Here is a 25,553-nt window from a genome sequence, read left to right as displayed (position 1 = left end):
AGGAGCCCCGCCATGACGCAGCCCGATCTCCCCACCGATCCCACCGTGATGACGGCGGTTCAGCTGGTCTCGGCCTATGCGGCCGGGCAGCTGTCCCCCGTCGAGGCAGCGCAAGCCTGCCTGGATGTCATCGCGGCCCGCGACGGCGCGCTCAACGCGTTCTGCCTGGTCGATCCGGACCGGGCGCTGGTGCAGGCGAAGGACTCCGAGGCGCGCTGGCAGTCGGGCCATCCACGCGGGTTACTCGACGGCGTGCCGATTTCCATCAAGGACATCTTTCTGACCGAAGGCTGGCCGACCCTGCGTGGTTCCACCTGCGTCGACGCGGGCGGGCCGTGGCTGGTGGACAGTCCGGTCGCCGCTCGACTGCGCGAGGACGGGATGGTGTTCGTCGGCAAGACGACCACGCCGGAGATCGCCTGGAAGGGCGTCACCGACAGTCCGCTCACCGGCGTCACCCGCAATCCCGCCGATCCCGCGACGACCGCGGGCGGATCGTCCGGTGGCAGCGCGGCGGCGGTGGCGGGTGGGATGACGCCGGTGTCGGTGGGCACCGACGGTGGCGGCAGCATCCGTATTCCGGCCTCGTTCTGCGGGATCGTCGGCTTCAAACCGACGCACGGGCGGGTGCCGCTCTACCCGGCCAGCCCATTCGGGCCCCTCGCCCATGCCGGGCCGATGACGCGCACCGTCGAGGACGCGGCGCTGCTGATGGATATCCTGTCGCTGCCGGATCCGCGTGACCCGACCGCGCTGGCGCCCACCTTGACGACCTTCCGCAGTCAGATGCAGCGGGATGTGCGCGGGCTGTCGGTCGGCTACTCCGCCACGCTCGGGTACGCACAGGTGGACCCCGAGGTGGCCCAGATCGTCGAGCGCGCGGTGCAGCGGTTGGCCGCGGCCGATCTGACCATCGATGCGGTCGATCCCGGATTCGCCGACCCGCGCGAGGCCTTCGAAACCCTGTGGGCGGCGGGTGCGGCAACCATGCTGTCGAAGTTCCCGGCCGGGTCCCGTGCGAAGGTGGATCCCGGCTTGGGCGCGGTCTGGGCTCGCGGCGAAGCTGTCAGCGCCGTGGACTATCTCGACGCCCGCCATGTCGCGGCGGAAGTCGGTATCACGATGGGCACCTTCCACACCGCCTACGACGTCCTGATCACCCCGACCATGCCGATCACCGCGTTCGAGGCCGGACACGATGTGCCGCCGGGCAGCGGACTGCGCGGCTGGCCGGACTGGACCCCGTTCACCTACCCGTTCAATATGACGCAGCAGCCCGCCATCAGCATCCCGGTCGGCACGACTCGCACCGGAATGCCGGTGGGCTTACAGATCGTGGGACCCCGGCACTCCGATGACTTGATCCTCGCGGTGGCCAGGCACGCCGAGTTCGTGCTGAACTCCTGAAATATCTAGGGCGCTCACCTCTTTCGACGCCGCCGAGGGATTCGACGGCGTCGGAGCGGTCGCTCTGTCAGGCGCGGGCGAAAGCCAGCGTCTCACCCTCGACACCGCGCAACCACAACCCGTTGCAGGCGGCCGCCAAGTCCGCGAGACCGTCCTCGATGGTGGCGAAGACGCTGCCGGGAACCCAGCCGAGGTCGCCGTTGATCAGGAGATTGTTGCGGCCGTAGAACAGGGCGAGGTCGGTGGCGCCCTGGGCGTGATGGGCGGCGGAGCCCGGTTCGTAGCCGTAGGCGGGGTTGCCGATTTCCCACGGTTCGAAGTCGAAGAGGCAGACGTCGCCGGGAATCGGTGTGACAGTGGGGTTTTCGCGATGCGGGGCCGCGGTGATGCGGGGCACCAGCGCGTAGACCTCGTTGCGGGCGTATTTGGCGTGGAAGGCGTCGCCCTCCTGCGGGAGCGCAGCCCAGACGGCGGCACACGTGCGCGGAGCTTCGTCGTCGAGCAGGCGCGCGCGGCAGGTGACGCCGGCTCCGGTGAGGGTGATGCTCATGTAGCGGGCCATCGGCTCCTGCTTCCTGTGCGGTGCGGGATTTCGGGATTGTCCCGGTGGTGGTGCGAGTCCCCGCCCGGAACCCGAGCGGGGACAGCGTGGCGGACTACAGCTCGGCGAGGACTTCCGACCAGATCCCCAGGGCATCCTGCACCTGAGTTTCGGTGACGATCAGCGGCGGAATCATGCGCACGACGTTCATGTGCGCCCCGCAGGTGAGCAGCAGCAGCCCCTTGTCGACGGCGGCCTTCTGGGCGGCTGATGCCGTCGCGGTGTCGGGTTCGCCGGTCGGCGTGGTGAACTCGGCGCCGACGAGCAGACCGAGGCCACGGACGTCCCCGATCGCCTTCGTGGCGAGACTCTCGACGCCGGAGAGCAATTGCGCTCCACGGACGGCGGCGTTGTCGACGAGACCCTCGGCCTCGATCACCTCGAGTGTCGCGACCGCGGCGGCACAGGCCACCGCGTTGCCGCCGTAGGTCCCGCCCTGTGACCCCGGCCAGGCCTTGGCCATCAACTCCCGCGACGCCGCGATACCCGACAGCGGGAACCCGCTGGCCAGCCCCTTGGCGATGGTGATCACGTCGGGGCGCACGTCGAAGTGCTGGTGGCCGAAGAACTTTCCGGTCCGGCCGAAGCCGGTCTGGATCTCGTCGAAGACCAGCAGGATGCCGTGCCGGTCGGCGCGCTCGCGCAGGCCCTGGAAGAAGCGGGTGTTGCCGGGGATGTAGCCGCCCTCGCCGAGCACCGGTTCGACGATGAACGCGGCGGTCTCGGCGGGCGAGGTGAGGGTGGCGAGCAGGTAGTCGAGCTCACGCAGCGCGAAGTCGGTGGCTTCGGCTTCGCTCCACCCGTAGCGGAAGGCCGTCGGAAACGGGGCCACGTGCACCCCGGACATCAGCGGGCTGAACCCCGCCGAGAACCGGGTCCCCGAGGTGGTCATGGTCGCCGCGGCGACGGTGCGGCCGTGAAATCCGCCGTGGAAGACGACCACATTGGGGCGCCCGGTGGCTTGGCGGGCCAGACGCAGCGCGGCCTCGACCGCCTCGCTGCCGGAATTGGCGAAGAACAGCGTGTCCAAACCCTCGGGCAGCACCGCGCCGAGGCGCTCGGTGAGCTCGAGCAGCGGTCGGTGCAGCACCGTGGTGTATTGGCCGTGGATCAGGCTGGCGACCTGGGCCTGCGCCGCCGCGACCACGGTGGGGTGACAGTGCCCGGTACTGGTGACGCCGATCCCGGCGGTGAAATCCAGGTAGCGGCGACCGTCGGTGTCGTAGAGGTAGCAGCCCGCGCCGTGGTCGACGTGGACGGGCGTGGCCTGCTTCAGGACGGGAGACAGCTCGGTCATCAAGGACTCCCCAGATTGTCTATTGTCGGATTGTTGACAATATGCATAACATGGCGGCAGGGTTCACAGCAACGGTTGATCCACCGCGTCGGGAGGCAGGCACCGCATGGACGAGTCCGGGGGCAGCGCGCAGCTGCTCGACATCCTGAGCGCCGCCGAGCGGGCCGCGGTCGACAGCGTTCCGCAGGGGTTGTTCATCGGGGGCCGATGGCGTGAGTCCGTCGCCACGCTGCCCGTCCTCGATCCCGCGACCGGCGCGCGGCTGTGCGTGGTGGCGGACGCGACCGCGTCCGACGGACTCGACGCGCTCGCCGCGGCCGCCGCCGCCCAGGCCGCCTGGGCCCACACCCCGGCACGCACCCGCAGCGACGTCCTCATGCGCGCGCACCACGCGCTGCTGGCCGACACCGAACGCCTCGCCTTGGTCATGACGCTCGAGATGGGCAAGCCGCTCGCCGAGGCGCGCGGCGAAATCGCCTATGCCGCGGAGTTCTTCCGCTGGTTCGCCGAGGAAGCCGTCCGCCTCGACGGCGGGTACATGCCCGCGCCGACGGGGGGATCCCGGTTTCTGGTGACGAAGCAGCCGGTGGGGCCGAGTCTGCTCATCACGCCGTGGAACTTCCCGATGGCGATGGGCGCCCGCAAGATCGCGCCCGCGCTGGCCGCCGGCTGCACCTGTGTGGTGAAGCCCGCCGAACAAACACCGCTGTCGATGCTGGCGCTCGCGGCGATCCTGGCCGAGGCGGGTGTGCCCGATGGTGTGGTCAATGTGGTGACCACCGCCGACCCCGGCGCGCTGATGACACCGCTCATCGCCGATCCGCGCTCCCGGAAACTCTCCTTCACCGGGTCCACCGCCATCGGGAAACTCCTCCTGGAACAGTGCGCCCGCACCGTGATGCGCACCTCGATGGAACTCGGCGGCAACGCACCGCTGCTGGTGTTCGACGATGCCGATCTCGACGAAGCGGTCGAGGGCGCGCTCGCCGCCAAGATGCGCAACATCGGCCAGGCCTGTACGGCCGCGAACCGAATTCTGGTGCAGCGCGGCATCGCTGCGGAATTCGCCGAACGACTGGCCACGCGGATGGCGGCATTGCCGATGGGCCGTGGCACCGAGCCGGGCGTTGTCGTCGGGCCGCTCATCGACGCCGAGGCCGTGGCCAAGGTGGAACACCTCGTGGCCGACGCCCGGCAGCGCGGCGCCCAGGTGCGGCTCGGTGGCACGGCGATCGACGGACCGGGCACCTTCTACCCGGCGACCGTGCTCACCGGCGTGCCCGACGACGCCGAGTTGTGCCACACCGAGATCTTCGGACCCGTCGCCGCGATCGGCACGTTCGACACCGAGGACGAGGCGATCACCCGCGCCAACGACACCCCGTACGGGCTGGTGGCGTACGTGTTCACCGAGAACCTGCGTCGCGGCCTGCGCGTCTGCGAAGCGCTCGACACGGGAATGGTCGGCCTGAACCAGGGCGTGGTCTCCAATCCGGCCGCGCCGTTCGGCGGGGTGAAGGAATCGGGGCTCGGGCGTGAGGGCGGTTTCACCGGGATCGACGAATTCCTCGAGACCAAATACATCGGCGTCAAGGTTTAGGGAGACAGCGTGCGCACATACCGGATCGCGACCATTCCGGGCGACGGAATCGGCGTCGACGTGACCGTCGAGGCGGTGAAGGTGCTCGACCGGGTCCTGCCGGGAATCGGCTGGACCGAGTTCGACTGGTCCTGTGAGAACTATCTGCGGACCGGTGCGATGATGCCCGCCGACGGGCCCGAGCAGCTCGCCGGGTTCGACGCGATCCTGCTGGGCGCCGTCGGATTCCCCGGGGTACCCGACCACATCTCGCTGTGGGGCCTGCTGATTCCGCTGCGGCGCGCCTTCGGCCAGTACGTCAACCTGCGGCCGGTACGACTGCTGCCCGGCACGGAATCGGCGCTGCGCGACCGCACCGCCGAGGACCTCGACATTCTCATCGTGCGGGAGAACTCCGAAGGCGAGTACTCCGAGATCGGCGGCATCCACAACCCGGGCAGGCCGGACGAATTCGTGTTGCAGGAATCAGTGTTCACCCGCACCGGCTGCGAACGGATCATCCGCTATGCGTTCGACCGCGCCGCCGAACGCTCGGGCAAGCTCTGTTCGGCGACGAAATCCAACGGGCTCATCCACTCGATGCCCTACTGGGACAGCATTGTCGAGCGCGTAGCCGAGGAGTACCCGACGGTGCGGACCCGGCAGATGCACGTCGACGCCCTCGCCGCCGAAATCGTGCTCCACCCCGATCGCCTGGATGTGATCGTGGGCTCGAACCTGTTCGGCGACATCCTCTCCGACCTCGCCGCGGCCGTCACCGGCGGACTCGGGCTCGCGCCCTCGGGCAACATCAACCCCGCGGCGGACGCGCCGTCGATGTTCGAGGCCGTGCACGGTAGCGCGCCCGACATCGCGGGCATGGGCATCGCCGACCCCGTCGCCCAGATCCTCGCCGGGGCCATGCTGCTCTCCCACCTGGGCGAGCACACCGCGGCCGCCGCCGTCGACCGCGCGGTCTGCGACGTCCTCGCCGCGGGTACGGTCCGCACACCGGACCTGGGCGGCACGGCCACCACCGCCGAGCTGGGCACCGCCATCGCCGACCGCGCCGCCGAGCTGACGAACGCCCTCACCGAAGCGTGAACCCCGTCGGCTTCTCCCTTACCGCTGACCGCCCGGACGTCGGGGCACCCAGCCCGGCAGACCTGCGGGTCACCCACTCGTGACGCCCGAACTGCGCACCGAGCGGCACGCGTGTGCGTGAGCACAACGTCATCGCGCGGCAACTGCCCAGAAAATCGCAGGCAATCGGTGGTGCGCACGATGAGTCCCAGTATCGGTGATGGGTCCTCGGAAGGCGGAACGTGGTGACGAGCGCACGGGTGGGCGTAGTTGCGGCGGTGCAATGTGGGCTGGGGCTGGTGCGCGCGCGAATAGCCGCCGAGCTCGAGCCGATCGCGGTGCGTGAACGACCCGTGGCCGAGGCCGTGGGGGCAACCCTGGCTGTCGCCCTCGCGGCGGGCACTCCCCTGCCGCGGGTGGACAGCGCCGCCATGGATGGTTACGCGGTGGCGGGCCCCGGACCGTGGTGGCGGCTACACCAGCAGGTCAGCTACGCCGGGCGCGGCTGCTCGGTGGTGCTGGCGCCCGGCGAGGCGGTGCGGATCGCGACCGGCGCGGCTACCCCGCTGGGTACCACGGCGACTTTGCGCGACGAACACATCGTGACCACCAGCGTGTCCGGCAAACCGGTGGTGATGCGCGCGCCCGGCGCACCGGTGCGCGACGACACCCGCCGCCAAGGCGAACACTGGAGCAGCGGAACGGAATTGGCGCGCGCTGGGGCACGCGTCTCACCGGCCCTGGCTTCGGCGGCACTCAGCGCCGAAGCCGAAACTGTCACCGTGCGTGGACCTTTGCGCGCCGATGTGGTGATGACCGGTGACGAGATCCGCGCTGTCGGCCCGCTCGGTCCGGGCGAAACCCGCGACTCCCTCGGCCCGGTCATGCCGGAGTTCTTGCGCTGCTGCGATATCGAGAGCACCGGCCTGTGGCACCTCGCCGACAGCCGCGACCTGCTGCGCTCCTGGCTCACCCTGAAATCCCACGCCGACTTGGTCGTCATGGTCGGCGCCACCGGTCGCGGCGCCGCCGATCACCTGCGTACCCTGCTCGCCGACCTCGGCGCGCGCATCATCGTCGAACGGATAGCGATCCGCCCCGGCGGCTCCACCCTCGTCGCCCAGCTCCCCGACGGCCGAGTCCTGCTCGGTCTGCCCGGCAACCCCTTCGCCGCCGTCGCGGCCCTCTTGGCCGTCGGCCCGGCCATCGTCGACGCCCTCACGCTGCGCACGCCCGGCCCCACCATGTGGGGCCGCCTCTCCGACGCCGGCGTCATGGAAGGCGAAGCCACCCGGATAGTCGGCGTCCAGCAACACCCCGGCGGCGTCTGGCGCAGCACAGGCCCCGCTCACACCCCTCACCTGGCCGGTCTCATCCCCTGCCAAGCCCTGGCCATCCTGCCCCCCGGCACCGGCCGAGGCTCCCTCGTCGAACTCCTTCCCCTCCCGCACTGACCCGACAGCGCTGCCGCACAACAGAAACGGCCCCGGAGTGGAAGTCCACACCGGGGCCGTACTCTGCTCGGATCAGCCGTGTTGCGGCGGCTGCCAGGGGCGACCGTAGGGGTCGTCCGGGCGCGGGGCGGGGTGTTCCGCCGGGGCGATCGGAGGTGGGGTCGGGAGTTCCGGGTCCCCCTTGGCCACCGAGGTTTTGGGCCGGGGTACGGGGGAATCGAAACCTTCGACGGGGGTGCGGGCGGTGGCTTCCGCGGCGCGGACTGCTTCGGCGATCTTGGGGTCCGAGGCGGTTTCGAACCAGTCGGCCACGTCGGTGTCGTCTTCGATCTTCACCGGGGCTTCGTCGGCGGACGGTTCGTAGCGGAAGACACCGTCCTCGCCCTTGGTGGCGAAGTTCTGGGCGAAGCCTTCGAGCGCCTTGCCGAAATCGCTGGGGACCAGCCACACCTTGTTCGCATCGCCCTTGGCCACCATCGGCAGGGTCTGCATGTACTGGTAGGCAAGCAGTTCCGGAGTCGGCTTGCCGTTCTTGATGGCGGCGAACACCTTCTCGATCGCCTTCGCCTGCCCCTGGGCCTGCAGGTAGGAGGCGGCGCGTTCGCCCTGGGCGCGCAGGATGCGGCTCTGGCGTTCACCCTCGGCCGACAGGATCGAGGACTGCTTGCCGCCCTCGGCGGTCAGGATCGCCGCCTGCTTGGCGCCCTCGGCGGTCTTGATCTGCGCTTCGCGGTTACCTTCGGCGGTGAGGATCGTCGCGCGCTTCTCGCGATCGGCCTTCATCTGCTTCTCCATCGATTCCTGGATCGACGGCGGCGGATCGATGGACTTGAGCTCCACCCGGGCCACCCGAAGGCCCCAGCGGCCGGTGGCCTCGTCGAGCACACCGCGCAGCTGGTTGTTGATCTGATCGCGCGAGGTCAGCGTCTCTTCCAGGGTCATGCCACCGACCACATTGCGCAGCGTGGTGACGGTGAGCTGCTCGACCGCGGCGATGTAGTTGCTGATCTCGTAGACAGCGGCCTGCGGGCTGGTGACCTGGAAATACACCACCGAGTCGATCTGCAGGGTGAGGTTGTCCTGGGTGATCACCGGCTGCGGCGGGAACGACACGACCCGCTCGCGCAGATCCACCTTCGCGCGGACGCGATCGGCGAACGGGACGAGGAACGTCAGCTGACCGGACACGGTGCGCGAATAACGCCCGAGCCGTTCGATCACCGCCGCCTCGGCCTGCGGGACGAGAGCGATCGATTTGAACACCACCACCACGACCAACAGGACGAGGACGGCGGCCACGATCAAGGCAACCATTGCTAGGGACCCTTCCAGACGACGGCGGTCGCGCCATCGATCTTCATCACATAGACAGTCACACCGGCTTCGTACACTTCACTCGGGTCGAGCGGACGCGCGGTCCAGACCTCGCCACCGAGCTTGACCTGACCCGAATACTCCGCGACCTGCTCGAGCACCAGCGCCGACTTCCCCGGCAGCGCATCGGCATTCGTCGGAGTGGGCGGCGGGGTACCGAACTTGCGGCGCAACAGCGGGCGCACCCCGACGAACAGCACACCGGCCATCGCGGCGAACACCAGGGCGTCTCCCCAGACCGGAAGGTCGGTGGCGGCGCTGATCCCCGCGGTGCCGAGTGCGGCCACCCCGAGGGTGAGTAGCGTGAGGTCCCCGGTGAGCATTTCCGCCGCCGCGAGAACGATGCCCGCGATCAGCCAGACTATTGCGGCCACCCTGCCAGCCTAGCCTCGATGACCGGTTCGGGGGCGGGCTCGCGTAATCGCCGCCTCCCGGTGCGCCGATACCGCGCGCGCTGGTGCGCGCGCGGTAGTTTCGGGGCGTGAGTGCGCGAGACAGCTACGGCGACATCTATTCCGGACACGATCGGACCAAGAAGAAGCCGGTGCCGACAGTGAACGCCGAACGCGATCTGGTGGTCGAGGACGCGGCGAGCGGATTCTGCGGTGCCGTAGTGGGTTTCGATCGCAGCTACGACGGCGAGTTCGTGAAGCTGGAGGACGCGCGCGGGGCGGTGCGGCTGTTCGCGATGCGGGAGGCGGCGTTCCTGATCGACGGGAAACCGGTCACGCTGATCAAGCCCACCGCGACCGCGCCGAAACAGCCGGTGCGGTCGGCGTCGGGGTCCACCCGCGTCGAGGGCCTGCGGGCAAGAGTCGCGCGAACCAGCCGGATCTGGGTGGAGGGCGTGCACGACGCGGCGCTCGTCGAACGGGTGTGGGGCCACGACCTGCGGGTGGAGGGCGTGGTCGTCGAACACCTCGAGGGCCTCGACAACCTCGGTGCCCGGCTCACCGAGTTCGAACCCGGCCCCGGCGCGCGGGTAGGCGTGCTCGTCGACCACCTGGTGACCGGCTCGAAGGAGACGCACCTGACCGCCGGCCTCGGCCCGCACGTGCTGGTGACCGGCCATCCCTACATCGATGTCTGGCAGGCGGTACGCCCCGCCGCGCTCGGCATCGATGCCTGGCCGACAGTGCCGCGCGGCGAGGACTGGAAGACCGGAATCTGCGCGCGCCTCGGCTGGGGAACACCGCAGCAGGGCTGGCGCCGTGTCTACGATGCGGTCGGCTCGTTCCGGGATCTGGAAGCCCCACTCATCGGCGCGGTCGAACGGCTCATCGACTTCGTGACCGAGCCGGAGTGAACGCACAGCAGGTCAGACGGATCGTCGCGCCGAAATCGGTGATCCGCGTAGGCACCATCGACCACCTCGGTGCGCGCACGCGATCGCGGGCGAACCTTTATGCTCGATGATTATGTGCTCTCCCAGTGCCACGCTGACGCTGTGGGCCGGCTCCTGGCTGGCCGGTACCAGCGCGCCCGACGACGTGCTGGAGGCACTGCACGCCTGGGCGCCGCACCACACCATCGCGGCGGGCGACCCGGTCACCGGCGGACGCACCGACCTGCCGTGGACCTCGCGCGGTGCGGCGGGCAACGGAGCCATGCCGCTGCTCAAGGTGATCCGCGAGGCGATGGCTCCCGCCGGGGCGCAGCTGCGCCTGGTCCTGCCCGCACCGGGTGACGTGCGCGGGCTGCCGGTCGGCACCGCGTTCGCGGCCGACGCGATCGACGCCGAGGAGGGCTTGCTGCTCGGCGTTCCCGGCGAGCCCGGCACCGGTCTGATCCCGCAGTGGGACGACGACGACACCCTGCAGTGGACCGTCTACGGCGTCGATCTGCCGCGTATCGCGGGTCACGACATGTCGCTCGGCGAGGCCGAGTACACCATGCGCGAATCGGTGCGCGACGCCGCCGACGCCCTGATGCAACTGCACACCACCTCGGTCGGCAACGGCGACGACGACCCGCGTGAACAGATCGAGGCCCAGCTCGCGGCCTATGCGCGCCACGCCTATCCCGACTCGATCCCGTTGCGCGCCAAGCGAATTCTCGATACGGCCGATCATGTGGCCGCGATCCTCACCGTCGCTCAGCACGAGCCGGCGTCCTCACCCACCTCGGCCACCGCGCTCGGGGCGCACGAATCCCTGCTGCGGCCGCTGTGGAACACGATCCGCGAGGCCCGCCTCGTCGCGGTCCACGCCGCTGCCCGCCGCGACGGCTGACCTTCCGCATTCGGGACCGACGGGGTAGTCACCGAGTCCGGTGGCGCACGCCGGAGCCGATCCGTCAGTGCCGATAAGGCTGCTGGTACTGCGGTTGTTGTGGATACGGCATCTGCTGCGGGTACGGCTGCTGCTGCGGGTACGGCATCGGCTGCTGCTGCGGATACGGTTGCGGGTACTGGCCCTGCGGATACTGCGGCGAGTACTGTGCCTGCGGGTAGCCGGGGCCCGACGGGTGCTGCTGTGGGTACGGCTGCTGGTACTGCGCCGGGTACGGCTGTTGCTGATGTGCCATGTGCTGTGGCGGCATCTGATGTGGCGCAGCCTGATTCGAGGAACCGCTGAACGTGCGGATCAACACGATCACCACGATGAGCACAACAACGCCGATGATCAGGTACCAGACCCACTCCGGGACCCCGCCACCACCGACGCTGACGCTGCTACCGCCCCCGCGACGGGCCAGCACCGCCTCCGCATCGCCCGCGGGTATGTCGTCACCGGCGAGAAGACCACCTCCCCGAGCCAGTGCGGTCAGCATCATGTCGGCATGGTTCATCGGGCCCTCCCCGTAGCGTCACCCGACCTTCGGGCGAAGGTCTGCGGCGATGCTAACGCAGAGATGCGCCGAACGGGGAAGCGCCAGTTCAGAATCCGCCGAGGGCGACTTTGAGATCGGGCACATCGAGCGACCTGAGCGTCGCATCGCGGACCTGCGGGCAGGTGCGGATGGTGACGGTGTCGACGATGTGGCGGTTGTAGGCGATCGCGGCGTTGGCGACGGTGTCGTTGACCGTCCACAGCTTCATCGCGCCGGTGAACGCCACCCGCGCGACGCGCGGGCCCAGCGCCTTCCACGTCCCCTTCTGTCCGTCGAGGATGCCGCACAATTCCTCGACGGATGCCTGCGAGATCGTGGGCTCGGTGGGCTGCGGGGGCTGGGTCTGATAGCCGGAGTCCCCGCCACAGCCGGTCAGACCGAGCGCGGCGGCGGTCAGCACGAGGGCGAACCCGGCAGCGCGGCGCGGCGTGGTCGAAATCATCGGAAATCCTCCGATCAGTCGAGCGCAACTGTGAAAAGGCTACTCCTCGAACCGGGGACTACCGGTGAATGGTTATCCGGTTGTGTTCAGCGCCGGACCGGGCGCGTGGGCGGTTCGCAGCAACCGGGGGCGCACAGGGCTCCGTCGACGGTGCAGCCGTAGCCGGGGACCGTGCCGAGTTCGCGCACCGGACCGGCGCTCACGCGTTCGGCGATCAGTTCGACGATCATCCGGGAGAATCGCGGATCGGTGCCGGGTGTCCCCGCACGGGCAAAGGCCATGCCGAGCTCGGCGGCGCGGGTCGACGCTTCGTTGTCGAGGTCCCAGATCACCTCGAGATGATCGGAGACGAAACCGACCGGGCACACCACCACGGCGTCGATGCCCTTGCCGTGCAGCACATCCAGGTGGTCGACGATGTCGGGTTCGAGCCACGGTACCTGTGGCGGGCCCGAACGCGACTGCCACACCACGTCGTACTCGGCGAAACCGGTTGCCGCGGCACACAATCGGGCGGCCTCGGCGACCTGCCTGCTGTAGAGGCGGCCACCGTCGGCCGGCGGGCCCGCCGACAGGTCGGCCGAGACGGGGATGGAGTGTGCGGTGAAGACCAGGCGCACGCCGTCGCGGCGCTCGGCCGGAATCTGTTGCACCGCAGCGGCGATCGCGTCGGCGAACGACTCGATCAGCAGCGGGTGATCGAAGTACTGGCGCAGTTTCACCAGTTCCGGGGCACCGGCACCGACCACCGTGCGGGCGCGGGTGATGTCCTCGTCGTACTGGCGGCAACCGGAATACCCACCCCACGCCGACGTCGGGAAGACCAGTGCCGAACGCACGCCGTCGGCGGTCATCCGCGCGACCGTGTCCTCGACCATGGGATGCCAGTTGCGATTGCCGAAATAGACCGGCAGATCCAGCCCGGCATCGGCGAGGTCGGCCTCCAGCGCCGCGATGATCTGCTGATTCAACGCGTTGATCGGCGAGACCCCGCCGAAATGCAGGTAGTGCTGCGCGACCTCGGCGAGCCGTTCGGGGGGCACCCCACGGCCCCGAGTGACGTTCTCCAGAAAGGGGATCACGTCCTCGGGGCCCTCGGGACCACCGAAGGACAGCAGCAGCAGGGCGTCCGGCATCAGCTCAGGGACATGTTCTCCGGGAACCACATATTGTGGCTGGCGCCGCCGTCGACGTAGATGATCGAGCCGGTGGTGGCGGGCAGCCAATCCGAGAGCAGCGCCACGATCGACTTGCCGACCGCGCGCGGGTCGTTGCCGTCCCAGCCGATCGGCGACGCGCCGTCCCAGTACTGGTCGAGCTGGACGAGCTGCTTGGCATCGTCGGTCGCGGTGCCGGCGATGGCCTTGGCCGCGAGGGTCTTGATCGGACCCGCGGCGATCAGGTTGGAGCGCACCTTCTTGGCGGCACCGACCTCACGCGCCACATAGCGGTTCACCGACTCCAGCGCCGCCTTGGACACGCCCATCCAGTTGTAGTACGGCATGGCCACGCGCGGATCGAAGTCCATGCCGACGAGCGAGCCGCCCTCGTTCATGACAGGGAGCACGGCGCGCGCGAGCGAGGCGTAGCTCCACGCGGAGATCTCGAACGACTTGGCGACATCGGGGCCGGGGCCCTCGAGGAACGGCAGCGCGCCGGGGCCCATGATCGACCGCGGCGCGAACGCGATGGAGTGCAGCGCGCCGTCGATGCCCTCGGGTGCCAGCTCACGCAGCTTCTCGGTGAGCGCGGCCAGATCCTCTTCGTTGGTCACGTCGAGGCCGATGGCGGGCGGCACTTCCTGCGGCAGCCGCTTGGCGATGCGGTCGATGAGCCGCAGTCGGTCGGGAATGCCGGTGATGATCACCCTCGCGCCCTGCTCCTGCGCGATCGCGGCCGCGTGGAACGCGATCGACGAGTCGGTGATGATGCCGGTGACCAGGATGGTCTTGCCTTCGAGCAGTCCGCCCATGAGTTTTCGGTTCTCCTGAAATCAGTATGGTTGCCGCCACCTTGTCGGTGGCGCGGGGCGATCCGTTAGCGGATCAGTGACCCATGCAATAGCAGCCGTCGACGTGGACGACAGCGCCGTTATCGGATCAGTGACCCATGCCCATGCCGCCGTCGACCGGGATGACCGCGCCGGTGACATAGCGAGAGTCCTCGGAGGCGAGGAAGCTGATCACCGCGGCGACATCCTCGGCCTGGCCGAGACGCCCGAGCGGGATGAACTTCTTCGCGGTTTCCTTCAGATCATCGGGCAGCTCAGCGGTCATATCGGTTTCGATGAAACCAGGCGCCACCACATTCGCGGTGATCGAACGCGAGCCCAGCTCACGGCTGATGGAGCGAGCCATACCGATCACACCGGCCTTGGAAGAGGCGTAGTTGATCTGGCCGGGGCCACCGCCGAGCCCGACGACGGAACCGAGGAAGATCATCCGGCCCCAGCGCCCCTTGAGCATGGCGCGGTTGGCGCGCTTGGCACAGCGGAAGGCACCGGTGAGGTTGGCGTCGATGACCCGCTCGAACTGGTCCTCGGTCATGCGCATCAGCAGGGTGTCGTCGGTGATGCCCGCATTGGCGACCAGCACCTCGACCGGACCCTGGTGCTCCTCGACCTCGGTGAACGCGCGATCGACCGAATCACTGTCGGTGACATCGCATTTCACGCCGAACAGACCCTCGGGTACCCCCGATCCACGATGGGTGACGGCGACCTTGTGGCCGTCGGCCTGCAGACGCTGCGCGACCGCGAGACCGATACCGCGGTTACCGCCGGTGACCAGGACCGACCGGGATGTGACGTTCGACATAGGGTCCAACCTATCTGTTCCGATTCGTGCGCCCCGCGTCAGGGTCGCGCCGTTGCGACAGCTCACAACGCGGGGCGGTGGGAGCTAGGGCAGGCGTTGACGATAGAGCAAACTGACCACGACTCCCGCCGCGATGGCCAGCATGCCGAACAACAGCCACGGGCGGCTCGCATCGCCCCGTGTGGTCTCGTAGCCGATCTGTTCCTCGAGGGTGTCGTAGACCGCGGTGAGTTCGGCCAGCGACGACGCGGTGTAGAAGTCGCCGCCGGACAGCTCGGCGATCTCGCGCAGCGAGTCGTTGTCGACCGGCACCTTCACCCGCTGGGAACCCTTGCCGTCGGAGTCCGGGATCTCGACCGTGCCCCATTCGGTACCGAAGGAGATCGTCGAGACCGGGATGCCCTTGTTCTTGGCCAGGCGCGCGGCGGTGAAACCGTGGCGCGGGTTGTCGACGTCCTTGTCGTCGGGCACCGTCTGCTTGCCGTCCGACATCAGCACCACGCGCGCGGGCGGGGGCGTCTCGGCGCCACCGAGCACGGCGGCCAGGGTGTCGATCGATTGCAGTGCGGTGAGGACGCCCTCGCCGGTGGCGGTGCGCTCGGCCAGCTTGATGTTGTCGATCGAATGCTTGACCGCCTCGCGGTTGGTCGTCGGCGACACCATCACCGAGGCCGTGCCCGCGAACGTGACGAAACCGAGGTTGATACCGGGGGTCAGCCCGTCGACGAAATCCTTGCCTGCCTTCTGCGCGACCTGCAACCTGTTCGGCTCCACGTCGGTGGCTTCCATCGACAGCGAAACATCCATCACCAGAACCACAGTCGCGCGGTTACGCGGCACCTTCTGCACGGCGGTCGGACCGGCCGCGGCGATCGTCAGCAGGACCAGGCCCGCCAGGATCAACGCGATCGGGACATGGCGCATCGGGCTCGGTCGCGACGGGGCGACCCGCTCCAGGATGGCCATGTTGCCGAACTGCAGCATCCGCTTGTGCCGGGCGCGCTGCACCAGCACGTAACCGAGCACGAGCAGGGCGACGACCACGAGGAAACCGAGCCAGACGACGGCCGTGAAATGCGAAATACTCACTGGCGAGGCACCCGCCCGCTCGGGGCGCCGAGGCTGTGGCGCCGGGTGGACACGAACCGGACCACGTCGGCGATCCAGTCCCGATCGGTCTGCAGGGTGAGCACCGGCGCCCCGCAGCTGCGCAGCGCCTGCGCCACCTGCTCACGCTGGGCTCGGGCCGCGGCCGCGAAATCGGCACGCAGCGTGGGAGTGACGCTGAACTCGCGGGTGCGGCCCGATTCGGGATCGTGCAGCACCACGTCGCCGCCGTCGGGCAGCGCGACATCGAGGGGGTCGAGCACTTCCACGGCGAGGAGATCGTGGCGGGCGGAGATCGCGCGCAGGGAGCGCTGCCAGTCGACGTCACCGAGGAAGTCGCTGATCACCACGGCCAGACCGCGTTTGCGTTGCGGACGGCGCAGCGATTCGATCCCGGCCTTGAGATCGCCGCGTACGCCGTCGCGGGCGTGCGGGGTGGTGGCGATGCCGCGCAGCAGGGTCTGGGCGTGCATCCGTCCGCTGCGCGCGGGGATGCGTACCAGATCCTGACCGGTCGCGACGACCGCGCCGATCCGGTTGCCGCCCCCGGAGGTGAGGTGGGTGATCGCCGCGGCCGCCGCGATCGCGAGATCGCGTTTGTGTACCCGGCCGGTGCCGAAGTCCAGGCTCGACGACAGGTCGACGACGAGCCACGTCTCGAGCTCGCGGTCGGCGATCATCTGCCGCACATGCGGATGGGTGGTGCGGGCGGTGACCGACCAATCCATCTGTCGCACATCGTCACCCGGCTGGTACAGCCGTGCCTCCCCCGGTTCCGAACCCGGTCCGGGGATCAACCCCTGGTGGTCGCCGTGCAGCACGCCGTCGAGGCGGCGCCGCACGGTCAACTCGAGGGTCTTGAGCGCGGCGGCCAGCTTCGGGTCGGTCAGTTCACCGGCACGGAACGAGGGCGGAGCGTGAGACGACACGGGCACGCGGACAACGGGTTCCGGCGCACTCACTGGGGCGCGACGGAGCCGGCGGGCTGGGACTGCTGCCCGTTCACCGCCTGCGGCACCGGCTGCTGCTGGGGCGGCTGGGGCACCGGCGGCTGCTGCGGTGCGGCCTGGCCGTTGGCCTGCGGGGCGACCTGCGGCAGGCCGACCGTCTGGAGCACGCGCTTGATGACGTCCTCGGGCGAAACCTCGTCGGCCAGTGCGTCGTACGACAGCACCAGACGGTGACGCAGCACGTCCGGGATGACCTCGACGACGTCCTGCGGAACCACGTAGTCACGGCCACGGATCAGCGCGACCGAGCGCGCCGCGGCGATGATGCCCAGGCTCGCGCGGGGGGACGCGCCGTAGGAGATCCAGCTCGCCACATCCTCCATGCCGAAGTCGGCGGGCGTGCGGGTCGCGGTGATCACACGGACCACGTAGTCGACGAGCGCGTGGTGCACGAAGACGTTGGCCGCCACCTTCTGCAGGCGGATGATGTCCTCGGGGTCGAGGATCTGGTTCGGTTCGGGCGCGCTCACACCCATCCGGTAGATGATCTCGCGCTCTTCCTCGACCGAGGGGTAGTCGACGACGACCTTGAACAGGAAGCGGTCGCGCTGCGCCTCGGGCAGCGGGTACACGCCCTCGCTCTCGATCGGGTTCTGGGTCGCCATGACCAGGAACGGATCGGGCATCGGGTAGGTCTTGCCGCCGATCGACAGCTTGCGCTCGGCCATCACCTCGAGCAGTGCCGACTGCACCTTGGCGGGCGCGCGGTTGATCTCGTCGGCGAGCACGAAGTTCGCGACGACCGGGCCGAGCTCGGTGTCGAATTCCTCGCGGCCCTGCCGGTAGATGCGGGTACCGATGAGATCGGTCGGCACCAGGTCCGGGGTGAACTGCACCCGGGAGAACGAGCCGCCGACGACCTTGGCGAAGGTTTCCACCGCAAGAGTCTTCGCGACGCCCGGCACACCTTCGAGCAACACGTGTCCGCGTGCCAGAACACCCACGAGCAAACGCTCGACGAGTCGGTCCTGACCGACGATAACCCGCTTGACCTCGTAGATCGCCTTCTCGAGAGTCTGGACGTCACGCTCCAGGGTGCTCGGCGTGGCCGTACCGGCGTCCTTCGCCAGCTTCGGCCCGCTCACACCTTCCGTCGAAGTCACCAACATCCCCGCTTTCGCTTTGGTCCTGTGCGTGCGGCACCAACTATTCCATTGAATCGCCCGGTGCGCCGCAACCGGCCAGTACTAGACGGGGATTCGTCATGCTCGTGACGCCGCTCACGCGCAGCGGCGACTGTGGCGCACGCTGCATCGATCGCGGCCCTACCAGCGGCGATGGACACTCAGCCGGTGACGATTCGGACCGCGTACGGCATGATGCCGTCTTCGCGGACCGGGGAAATCTTCACGACATCCCCGGATTCAGGGGCCTCGATCATCTTGCCGTTGCCCAGATACATCGCCACATGGGCGCTGCCACCGGGACCCCAGAACAGCATGTCGCCGCGCTCGCGGTCCTCGACGTCGACCCGGGTGCCCGCGTTGTACTGATAGCCGCTGTAGTGCGGCAGCGACACGCCGATGCCGGCGAAGGCGTAGAGCATCAGGCCCGAGCAGTCGAAGCCGACCTTGTTGAAGTCACCGTGGGCGTCGCCGGTGCCGCCGTCGCGGATGCCGAGGGTGGGACCGTCTTCGTCGCCGCCGCCCCAGGCATAGGTGACGCCGAGTTGCGACATCGCGCGGTCGACCACCGTTTCGATCGCGGCCGAACCGGTGACCTGCGGTTGCGAGGGTCGCGGTTTGGTTCGGCGCGGGGAGGCCGGGGTCGACTCGAGGTCGGCGTGCGGGCGCTGGCCCTCGTTGAGCTGGGCGGCGCGGTCGCGGGCGGCTTTGTCCGCGGCGGCGCGCGAGGCGGCGGCGTTGGCGGCGGCCAGCAGGGCCATCACCTCGGCTTCGCGTTGGTCGTCCCAGGCCAGGAAGATCTCGCGCTGGCTCTGCAGCCCGGCGACGGTCGAGCGGGCGACGTCGAGAGCGGACTGTGCCGCGCTGCGGTCGCGACGCAGGGTATCGCGAGCCACGGCCTGGGTGTCGAATTCGGACTTCGCGATGTTCACCGCGGCTTGGGCGGCGTCGCGCTTCTGCTCAGCGCCGGCGGCGGCGTTGTCGGCGTCGGTCTTGGCCTGCCGCGCGGCGGAGTTCTGGTTTGCCTGGGCGACCTGGGCGCGGCGCAAGCCGTCCAGGACCTGCCGCTGGTTCTTCGACACCATGCCGAGCACCTGCGCGCGATCCATCGCGGCATCGGGGGTGGAGGAGGCGAGGTAGGTGACGACCGAACTGTTGGCGGGGCGCACGTACGCCTGAGTGGCGACCTGATCGAAATCCTGGCGTGCCGCACCGACTTTCACGCCCGCGTCGGCCAGCTGGGTCTGGCTGTCGGTGACGGCGGCCGCGGCCGCGTCGGCGGCGTCGCGCGCGGTCTGCAGGTCCACGAGTGCCTGGTTGACCGCTTCCCGTTTGCCCGCGAGCTGGTCGTCGAGTTCGCGTAACTGCTGATCGGCCGCCGCGACGCGATTGATCAGTACACCGATCTCGGTGACCCGCGCGTCGACCTGAGCGCCCGCCCCGGCGATCTCACCGTCGGACGGATTGGGTGGAGGGGGTGGCACAGCAGCGACCGGTCCCGCGGCGAGCAGCACTGCCACTACCGCCAGCAAACCGATCGCTATTCGTAATAGACCTGGTTCGTCCTGCCTGCCCGCACTGCGCACGGCACCTCCGAGTATCTCGACTCGACATACGCCACCGGCGCATCAGTCGAAACACCGACCACAAGAGTCGACCAATGCCCCCTGTACCACTGCATTCACGATCGCGTTCATCGCAACCGTACGACACATAGTTCACAAAGGAAACATCCGTCACAGTGGGGCGCGGCATCAATTCACAGATTGCTCGGAATTAGCCTGACCAAGGACAGTTTTCTACCGCACAAAACAGACCGTTGGTCTGGAAATGTGACTGCAGTGAAACCAGTTAGTTGGTGGAACCCGCATCGACGCGCGAGGACGTGGGGGCTGCCGGTGCGTCCACATCGGGACCGCGGCGGACCTTCACCAGGTACAGCCCGGCGATCACGAGTGCCATCAGGGTCAGCAACACCGTGGTGATGACGCCCCAGGAAACGCCCTCCGGCTGCTCGAGCCGGTCGACGAAGGCCTGCACGGCCTCTTCAGGATGATTGCCCTTGTACTTGGCCGCATCCTCGGCCCATTCGAGCCGCACCCGGCTGACGGTGTCGCTGTAGGTGCCCAGCCAGTCGTCGCTGAACACGGCGACAGTGCCGTGGGTGTTCTCGCCGACCTCGGTGGCCAGGTCACGTAGGCTCGAGTCGTGGCCGGGATTACCGGGAACGATGACGACGCTGAGCGGGATCCCCTCGGATCGCGCCTGCGCGACGATCGCCGCCAGTTTCTCCTGATCCTGACCCTTGGGGGCCGCGACGTGATTGTCGGCGAGGTCGGACGCGACGCTGCTCAGCACGGTGTTCGGCGGCAGTTCGGCCGCCATCGGCGCAAAAGTGGTCATGTTCCATCCGGTCTGTCGAGCCACGATCGCCGGTGTCGCGACGGGCGTCCAACACTGCCAAGGTGAGCGTCACTGCGTCTTCCCCGACTTCGCTCGTCAGGCACAGTACGCGACTCGGCGCCCGGCTACGCCTGCGCGGCACCACCCACGGCCCCCGCGTATTTCATAGGACAAGCGTACTGTTAGGATCGTACGGCGAGGAAACAGGCATCTCACGGTGCCGGATACCCCCTCCGAAGACGCGAGTCGCCGGCACAGCCCCGCCGGCGGCACACCCTCACACATGAGTGGAGCTGACGTGACGAAGATTGATACCTTCGGCGCCAAGGGCACGCTCGAGGTCGGAAGCAACTCCTACGAGATCTTCCGTCTCTCGGCTGTTCCCGGCACCGAGAAGCTGCCCTACGCCCTGAAGGTGCTGGCAGAAAACCTGCTGCGCACCGAGGACGGCGCGAACATCACCGCCGATCACATCCGCGAGATCGCGAACTGGGACCCCTCGGCACAGCCGAGCGTCGAGATCCAGTTCACCCCCGCGCGCGTGATCATGCAGGACTTCACCGGCGTGCCCTGCATCGTCGACCTGGCCACCATGCGTGAGGCCGTCACCGTCCTCGGTGGCGACCCGAGCAAGGTCAACCCGCTCTCGCCCGCCGACATGGTCATCGACCACTCGGTGATCCTGGACGTCTTCGGCCGCGCCGACGCGCTGGAGCGCAACGTCGACCTCGAGTACGAGCGCAACGGCGAGCGTTACCAGTTCCTGCGCTGGGGCCAGGGCGCCTTCGACGACTTCAAGGTCGTCCCCCCGGGCATGGGCATCGTCCACCAGGTCAACATCGAGTACCTGGCCCCCACGGTCATGGTCCGCAACGGCCAGGCCTACCCCGACACCTGTGTCGGCACCGACTCGCACACCACCATGGTCAACGGCCTCGGCGTGCTGGGCTGGGGCGTCGGCGGCATCGAGGCCGAGGCCGCGATGCTGGGCCAGCCGGTCTCCATGCTGATCCCGCGCGTGGTCGGCTTCAAGCTGACCGGTGAGATCAAGCCGGGCGTCACCGCTACCGACGTGGTACTCACCGTCACCGAGCAGCTGCGCAAGCACGGCGTCGTCGGCAAGTTCGTCGAGTTCTACGGCAAGGGCGTCTCCGAGGTCCCCCTCGCGAACCGCGCCACCCTGGGCAACATGAGCCCCGAGTTCGGTTCCACCGCCGCGATCTTCCCGATCGACGAAGAGACCATCAACTACCTGCGCCTGACCGGCCGCAGCGACGAGCAGCTCGCGCTCGTCGAGGCGTACGCCAAGGAACAGGGCATGTGGCACGACGCCGAGCGCGAGCCGGTGTACTCGGAGTACCTCGAGCTCGATCTCGGCAGCGTCGTGCCGTCGATCGCGGGCCCGAAGCGTCCCCAGGACCGCATCCTGCTCAGCGACTCCAAGAGCGCGTTCCGCTCCGACATCGTCAACTACGTCGGCGAAGGAGAGCTCACCGCGCTGGACGAGGGCGTCGACGAGTCCTTCCCGGCCTCGGACTCGACCGCTGTGTCCGCCGCCGCCGCCGACGACACCTACACCCCCGCGCACTCGGCGGCCAACGGTGCCAAGGGTCGTCCGTCCAAGCCGATCGAGGTCGTCGGCGAGGACGGCAACAAGTTCGTCCTCGATCACGGCGCGGTGGTCGTCGCGGGTATCACCTCCTGCACCAACACCTCCAACCCGTCGGTCATGCTCGGCGCCGCCCTGCTCGCCCGCAACGCGGTGGAAAAGGGTCTCGCGACCAAGCCGTGGGTGAAGACCAACATGGCGCCGGGTTCGCAGGTCGTCACCGACTACTACGAGAAGGCCGGTCTGTGGCCCTACCTGGAGAAGCTGGGCTTCTTCGTCGGTGGCTACGGCTGCACCACCTGCATCGGTAACACCGGTCCGCTGCCCGAGGCGATCTCGGCCGCGATCAACGACAACGACCTCTCGGTCACCGCGGTGCTCTCGGGTAACCGCAACTTCGAGGGTCGCATCTCCCCCGACGTGAAGATGAACTACCTGGCCTCCCCGCCACTGGTCATCGCGTACGCGCTCGCGGGCACGATGGACTTCGACTTCGAGACCGACGCGCTGGGTCAGGACACCGACGGCAACGATGTCTTCCTGAAGGACATCTGGCCGTCCGCCCAGGAGATCGACGACACCATCAAGACGTCGATCAGCCAGGACATGTTCCGCAACTCCTACGCCACCATCTTCGATGGTGACAAGCGCTGGCAGGGTCTGGCGACCCCGGAGGGCGATACCTTCGCGTGGGACGAGAAGTCGACCTACGTGCGCAAGGCGCCGTACTTCGACGGCATGTCGATGGACCCGTCCCCCGTCACCGACATCTCCGGCGCTCGCGTGCTGGCGCTGCTGGGCGACTCGGTCACCACCGACCACATCTCCCCGGCGGGCCCGATCAAGCCCGGCACTCCGGCCGCGCAGTACCTCGACGCCAACGGTGTGGCCCGCAAGGACTACAACTCGCTGGGCTCGCGTCGCGGTAACCACGAGGTCATGATCCGTGGCACCTTCGCCAACATCCGGCTGCGCAACCAGCTGCTCGACGACGTCTCGGGTGGTTACACCCGCGACTTCACCCAGGACGGTGGCCCGCAGGCGTTCATCTACGACGCCTCGCAGAACTACCAGGCCGCGGGCATCCCGCTGGTCGTGCTCGGCGGCAAGGAATACGGTTCGGGCTCCTCGCGTGACTGGGCCGCCAAGGGCACCAGCCTGCTGGGCGTGAAGGCCGTCATCACCGAGTCGTTCGAGCGCATCCACCGCTCCAACCTGATCGGCATGGGCGTTGTGCCGCTGCAGTTCCCGGCCGGGCAGTCCGCCGCGTCGCTGGGCCTGACCGGCACCGAGACCTTCGACATCGCGGGCATCACCGCCCTCAACGAGGGTGTCACCCCCAAGACCGTCAAGGTCACCGCCACCGCGGAAGACGGCAAGGTCACCGAGTTCGACGCGGTCGTGCGCATCGACACCCCTGGTGAGGCCGACTACTACCGCAACGGCGGCATCCTGCAGTACGTGCTGCGCAACATGATCCGCGGCTAACTGCTCGATCCGGTGGCGTGACATCGTGAGATGTTGCGCCACAAGGGCATTCGTGTGCCCGTGAATAATGCGACAGCCCCCGTCTCGGTTCGCCGGGGCGGGGGTCCGTGTATCCGCTAGTTGGAGGAATCATGCCCAAGGTCAGCGACGACCACCTCGCCGCGCGCCGCAGCCAGATCCTCGACGGTGCACGACGCTGCTTCGCCGAATACGGCTATGACGGCGCCACCGTGCGCCGCCTGGAGGAGGCCATCGGCCTGTCCCGCGGTGCGATCTTCCACCATTTCCGTGACAAGGACGCTCTCTTCTTCGCCCTGGCCAAGGACGACGCCGAACGCATGGCCGAAGTCGCCGCCAACCAGGGCATCGTCCAGGTGATGCGCGATATGCTCGCCCGCCCGGAGGAATTCAACTGGCTGGGCACCCGCCTCGAGATCGCGCGCCGAGTCCGCACCGACCCCGAATTCCGCGCGGGCTGGACCCAGCGTTCGGCCGAACTGACCGCCGCGACGCTGGCCCGCCTGGAGCGCCGCAAGGCCGCCGGAGCCCTGCGCGACGACGTCCCCACCGACGTCCTGCTCGGCTACCTCGACCTGGTTCTCGACGGCCTCATCGCCCGCATCGCTTCGGGCCACACCAACGAAAACCTTTCCGCCGTACTGGATCTCGTCGAAGCCTCGGTGCGGCGCAAGGAATCCTGAGTTAGGCTCGGCGTGGCCATGGAGTAGTTCAGCAGGTAGAACGCCGACTCCACAGGACGGATGTCGCGGGTTCGATTCCCGCCTCCATGGCCACCGAACTTTCCCCGATTGCGCACGGCGGGATCATCACGGGGCGCCCTTTCCCCGGCTGGGATCAGCGGGTCAGCTCGCCCAGCCATCGAGCAGGGTTCGCGAGATCCGGTCCAGGGCGCCACGATCCGCGGGTGTCAACACCGACAGCATCGCCGTCTCGTTTTCGGTGTGCGCCACGACCACCGTGTCGACCAGTACCCGGCCCTGCTCGGTGAGCGCCACCCGCACGGCGCGACGATCCTCGCGGTCGGCGATCCGGACGACCAGGCCCGCGGCTTCGAGCCGGTCGATGCGGCCGGTCATCCCCGCGCGCGACAGCATCAGAGTGTCGGCGAGCACCGACGGGTTGAGCTCGAAGGGCGAGCCCGAACGACGCAGTGCCGCCAGCACATCGAACTCACCGCGCTGCAAACCGTGTGCGGCGAAGACGTTTTCGATCCGAGCCATGGCGATGTTCATCAGCCTGCCGAGCCTGCCGAAGACCGCCATCGCCTCGAGGTCCAGTTCGGGCCGCTCCCGCTGCCACTGCGCCGTGATCGCATCCACCACGTCCGGTTCGCGTTCATCCATGCACACGATTCTATTCGCTGGGATATAGTTCGGTAGCGAATTATCAACCGACGAACGGAATGGTCATGACGAACACCCGCGACATCGCCCTCTGCCTGCCCGAGGATGCCGAGACACTGGGCACCGAGAACGTGCGGATGCGCCTGCTCACCGACGCGAACGCCAGCGACGGCGCGGTGAGCACCCTCGAGGTCACCATGGCGCGGGGTGCCGACGGCGCCGCTCCGCACTTCCACACCCGTTCCGACGAGCTGTTCTATGTCGCCGACGGCGAACTCCAGGTCATGGCGGGCGATCGCATCCTCACCGTCGGCGCGGGCGGCTCGCTGGTCGTCCCACGGCAGATGCCGCACGCCTTCGGCGCCACCCCGGACAGCGGCGCGCGCATCCTCATCGCCCTGATGCCCGGCGTCGAACGCTTCGAGTACTTCCGCCTGCTCGATCGGCTCATCCACGGCACGGCGACCCATGAGGAATTCGTCGCCGCCCAGGAGGAATTCGATAACCACTTCGTCGACGCGCCCGCGTGGTGGGACGAGCGCAACGCCCACCGAGTTTGAGCC

24 protein-coding genes and 1 tRNA gene are annotated in these 25,553 nt (G+C 68.5%); 10 read left to right on the top strand and 15 right to left on the bottom strand.

Annotation, left to right across the window (positions count from 1 at the left end; all coding sequences use genetic code 11):
* The first annotated feature begins 12 nt into the window (after positions 1 to 12).
* On the top strand, positions 13 to 1,407 hold the full coding sequence (locus ACWFRF_RS08555; protein ID WP_452449330.1) for an amidase: 1,395 nt from the start codon (positions 13 to 15) through the stop codon (positions 1,405 to 1,407).
* A gap of 67 nt (positions 1,408 to 1,474) precedes the next feature.
* Here ACWFRF_RS08555 and ACWFRF_RS08550 read toward each other — a convergent pair whose 3' ends face one another.
* Together ACWFRF_RS08550 and ACWFRF_RS08545 are read right to left on the bottom strand one after the other, a co-directional pair.
* The gene (locus ACWFRF_RS08550; protein WP_452449328.1) at positions 1,475 to 1,969 is read right to left on the bottom strand and encodes a DUF3830 family protein; all 495 of its coding nucleotides are present in this window, start codon (positions 1,967 to 1,969) and stop codon (positions 1,475 to 1,477) included.
* Between the two features lie 94 nt (positions 1,970 to 2,063).
* A complete protein-coding gene (locus ACWFRF_RS08545; protein WP_452449326.1) occupies positions 2,064 to 3,305 on the bottom strand; it encodes an aspartate aminotransferase family protein in 1,242 nt (413 codons plus the stop codon).
* A 106-nt stretch (positions 3,306 to 3,411) separates the two neighbouring features.
* On the opposite strand from ACWFRF_RS08545, the gene ACWFRF_RS08540 reads away from it, so the two are divergent.
* The 3 genes from ACWFRF_RS08540 to ACWFRF_RS08530 all read left to right on the top strand — a co-directional run bounded on the left by ACWFRF_RS08540 (position 3,412) and on the right by ACWFRF_RS08530 (position 7,421).
* Positions 3,412 to 4,905 (top strand): NAD-dependent succinate-semialdehyde dehydrogenase, encoded by a 1,494-nt coding sequence (locus ACWFRF_RS08540; protein ID WP_452449325.1) that lies wholly within the window; start codon positions 3,412 to 3,414, stop codon positions 4,903 to 4,905.
* A gap of 9 nt (positions 4,906 to 4,914) precedes the next feature.
* Positions 4,915 to 5,988: a tartrate dehydrogenase gene (locus ACWFRF_RS08535; RefSeq protein WP_452449324.1), complete on the top strand. Its 1,074-nt coding sequence runs from the start codon at positions 4,915 to 4,917 to the stop codon at positions 5,986 to 5,988.
* A gap of 224 nt (positions 5,989 to 6,212) precedes the next feature.
* On the top strand, positions 6,213 to 7,421 hold the full coding sequence (locus ACWFRF_RS08530; protein ID WP_378995267.1) for a molybdopterin-binding protein: 1,209 nt from the start codon (positions 6,213 to 6,215) through the stop codon (positions 7,419 to 7,421).
* Between the two features lie 72 nt (positions 7,422 to 7,493).
* Here ACWFRF_RS08530 and ACWFRF_RS08525 read toward each other — a convergent pair whose 3' ends face one another.
* Complete coding sequence (locus ACWFRF_RS08525) at positions 7,494 to 8,735, bottom strand: SPFH domain-containing protein (RefSeq protein ID WP_378627173.1); 1,242 nt, start codon at positions 8,733 to 8,735, stop codon at positions 7,494 to 7,496.
* A 2-nt stretch (positions 8,736 to 8,737) separates the two neighbouring features.
* A complete protein-coding gene (locus ACWFRF_RS08520) occupies positions 8,738 to 9,169 on the bottom strand; it encodes an NfeD family protein (RefSeq protein WP_378995269.1) in 432 nt (143 codons plus the stop codon).
* A gap of 107 nt (positions 9,170 to 9,276) precedes the next feature.
* On the opposite strand from ACWFRF_RS08520, the gene ACWFRF_RS08515 reads away from it, so the two are divergent.
* Together ACWFRF_RS08515 and ACWFRF_RS08510 are read left to right on the top strand one after the other, a co-directional pair.
* Positions 9,277 to 10,101 (top strand): DUF3097 domain-containing protein, encoded by an 825-nt coding sequence (locus ACWFRF_RS08515; protein WP_387443058.1) that lies wholly within the window; start codon positions 9,277 to 9,279, stop codon positions 10,099 to 10,101.
* 112 nt (positions 10,102 to 10,213) lie between these two features.
* Complete coding sequence (locus tag ACWFRF_RS08510; protein ID WP_378995273.1) at positions 10,214 to 11,026, top strand: hypothetical protein; 813 nt, start codon at positions 10,214 to 10,216, stop codon at positions 11,024 to 11,026.
* A 64-nt stretch (positions 11,027 to 11,090) separates the two neighbouring features.
* Here the strand turns inward: ACWFRF_RS08510 and ACWFRF_RS08505 are convergent, their stop codons facing one another.
* From ACWFRF_RS08505 to ACWFRF_RS08460, 10 genes are all read right to left on the bottom strand, one after another.
* Positions 11,091 to 11,585: a hypothetical protein gene (locus ACWFRF_RS08505; protein WP_452449323.1), complete on the bottom strand. Its 495-nt coding sequence runs from the start codon at positions 11,583 to 11,585 to the stop codon at positions 11,091 to 11,093.
* Positions 11,586 to 11,673: 88 nt separating this feature from the next.
* A complete protein-coding gene (locus ACWFRF_RS08500; RefSeq protein ID WP_378627168.1) occupies positions 11,674 to 12,069 on the bottom strand; it encodes a hypothetical protein in 396 nt (131 codons plus the stop codon).
* An 86-nt stretch (positions 12,070 to 12,155) separates the two neighbouring features.
* Positions 12,156 to 13,205, bottom strand: coding sequence for a ferrochelatase (locus ACWFRF_RS08495; protein ID WP_452449322.1), 1,050 nt, complete (start codon positions 13,203 to 13,205; stop codon positions 12,156 to 12,158).
* Positions 13,205 to 14,041, bottom strand: a complete 837-nt coding sequence (gene inhA / locus ACWFRF_RS08490) for an NADH-dependent enoyl-ACP reductase InhA (RefSeq protein ID WP_266290283.1) — start codon at positions 14,039 to 14,041, stop codon at positions 13,205 to 13,207. The genes ACWFRF_RS08495 and inhA overlap by 1 nt, the downstream gene beginning before the upstream one ends.
* A 127-nt stretch (positions 14,042 to 14,168) precedes the next feature.
* The gene (gene fabG1 / locus ACWFRF_RS08485) at positions 14,169 to 14,885 is read right to left on the bottom strand and encodes a 3-oxoacyl-ACP reductase FabG1 (protein WP_101467171.1); all 717 of its coding nucleotides are present in this window, start codon (positions 14,883 to 14,885) and stop codon (positions 14,169 to 14,171) included.
* A gap of 84 nt (positions 14,886 to 14,969) precedes the next feature.
* Entirely contained in the window at positions 14,970 to 15,974 is a 1,005-nt protein-coding gene (locus tag ACWFRF_RS08480; RefSeq protein ID WP_378995280.1) for a VWA domain-containing protein, read from the bottom strand.
* Positions 15,971 to 16,927: a DUF58 domain-containing protein gene (locus tag ACWFRF_RS08475; protein WP_378627164.1), complete on the bottom strand. Its 957-nt coding sequence runs from the start codon at positions 16,925 to 16,927 to the stop codon at positions 15,971 to 15,973. Before ACWFRF_RS08475 ends, ACWFRF_RS08480 begins: the two co-directional genes overlap by 4 nt.
* Before the next feature lie 23 nt (positions 16,928 to 16,950).
* Positions 16,951 to 18,111: a chaperone MoxR1 gene (gene moxR1 / locus ACWFRF_RS08470; RefSeq protein ID WP_378995282.1), complete on the bottom strand. Its 1,161-nt coding sequence runs from the start codon at positions 18,109 to 18,111 to the stop codon at positions 16,951 to 16,953.
* Between the two features lie 176 nt (positions 18,112 to 18,287).
* Positions 18,288 to 19,655 (bottom strand): NlpC/P60 family protein, encoded by a 1,368-nt coding sequence (locus tag ACWFRF_RS08465; RefSeq protein WP_378995347.1) that lies wholly within the window; start codon positions 19,653 to 19,655, stop codon positions 18,288 to 18,290.
* A gap of 322 nt (positions 19,656 to 19,977) precedes the next feature.
* Positions 19,978 to 20,529, bottom strand: coding sequence for an Rv1476 family membrane protein (locus tag ACWFRF_RS08460; RefSeq protein WP_452449321.1), 552 nt, complete (start codon positions 20,527 to 20,529; stop codon positions 19,978 to 19,980).
* A 283-nt stretch (positions 20,530 to 20,812) separates the two neighbouring features.
* Here ACWFRF_RS08460 and acnA point away from each other — a divergent pair, with 283 nt between their 5' ends.
* The 3 genes from acnA to ACWFRF_RS08445 all read left to right on the top strand — a co-directional run bounded on the left by acnA (position 20,813) and on the right by ACWFRF_RS08445 (position 24,420).
* The gene (acnA, locus tag ACWFRF_RS08455; protein WP_452449320.1) at positions 20,813 to 23,626 is read left to right on the top strand and encodes an aconitate hydratase AcnA; all 2,814 of its coding nucleotides are present in this window, start codon (positions 20,813 to 20,815) and stop codon (positions 23,624 to 23,626) included.
* Positions 23,627 to 23,757: 131 nt separating this feature from the next.
* Complete coding sequence (locus tag ACWFRF_RS08450) at positions 23,758 to 24,327, top strand: TetR/AcrR family transcriptional regulator (protein ID WP_358072240.1); 570 nt, start codon at positions 23,758 to 23,760, stop codon at positions 24,325 to 24,327.
* A 17-nt stretch (positions 24,328 to 24,344) separates the two neighbouring features.
* Positions 24,345 to 24,420: transfer RNA gene (locus ACWFRF_RS08445), tRNA-OTHER, on the top strand.
* A 69-nt stretch (positions 24,421 to 24,489) separates the two neighbouring features.
* Here the strand turns inward: ACWFRF_RS08445 and ACWFRF_RS08440 are convergent.
* Positions 24,490 to 24,990 (bottom strand): MarR family winged helix-turn-helix transcriptional regulator, encoded by a 501-nt coding sequence (locus tag ACWFRF_RS08440; RefSeq protein ID WP_452449319.1) that lies wholly within the window; start codon positions 24,988 to 24,990, stop codon positions 24,490 to 24,492.
* A 65-nt stretch (positions 24,991 to 25,055) separates the two neighbouring features.
* Here ACWFRF_RS08440 and ACWFRF_RS08435 point away from each other — a divergent pair, with 65 nt between their 5' ends.
* Positions 25,056 to 25,550 carry a cupin domain-containing protein gene (locus ACWFRF_RS08435; RefSeq protein WP_378995291.1) on the top strand — a complete coding sequence of 165 codons (495 nt, stop codon included), beginning with the start codon at positions 25,056 to 25,058 and terminating at the stop codon, positions 25,548 to 25,550.
* The last annotated feature ends 3 nt before the right edge of the window (positions 25,551 to 25,553 follow it).

The organism is Nocardia sp. NPDC055165 (assembly GCF_053606985.1).
This window is presented reverse-complemented; position numbering and strand designations above follow the sequence as displayed.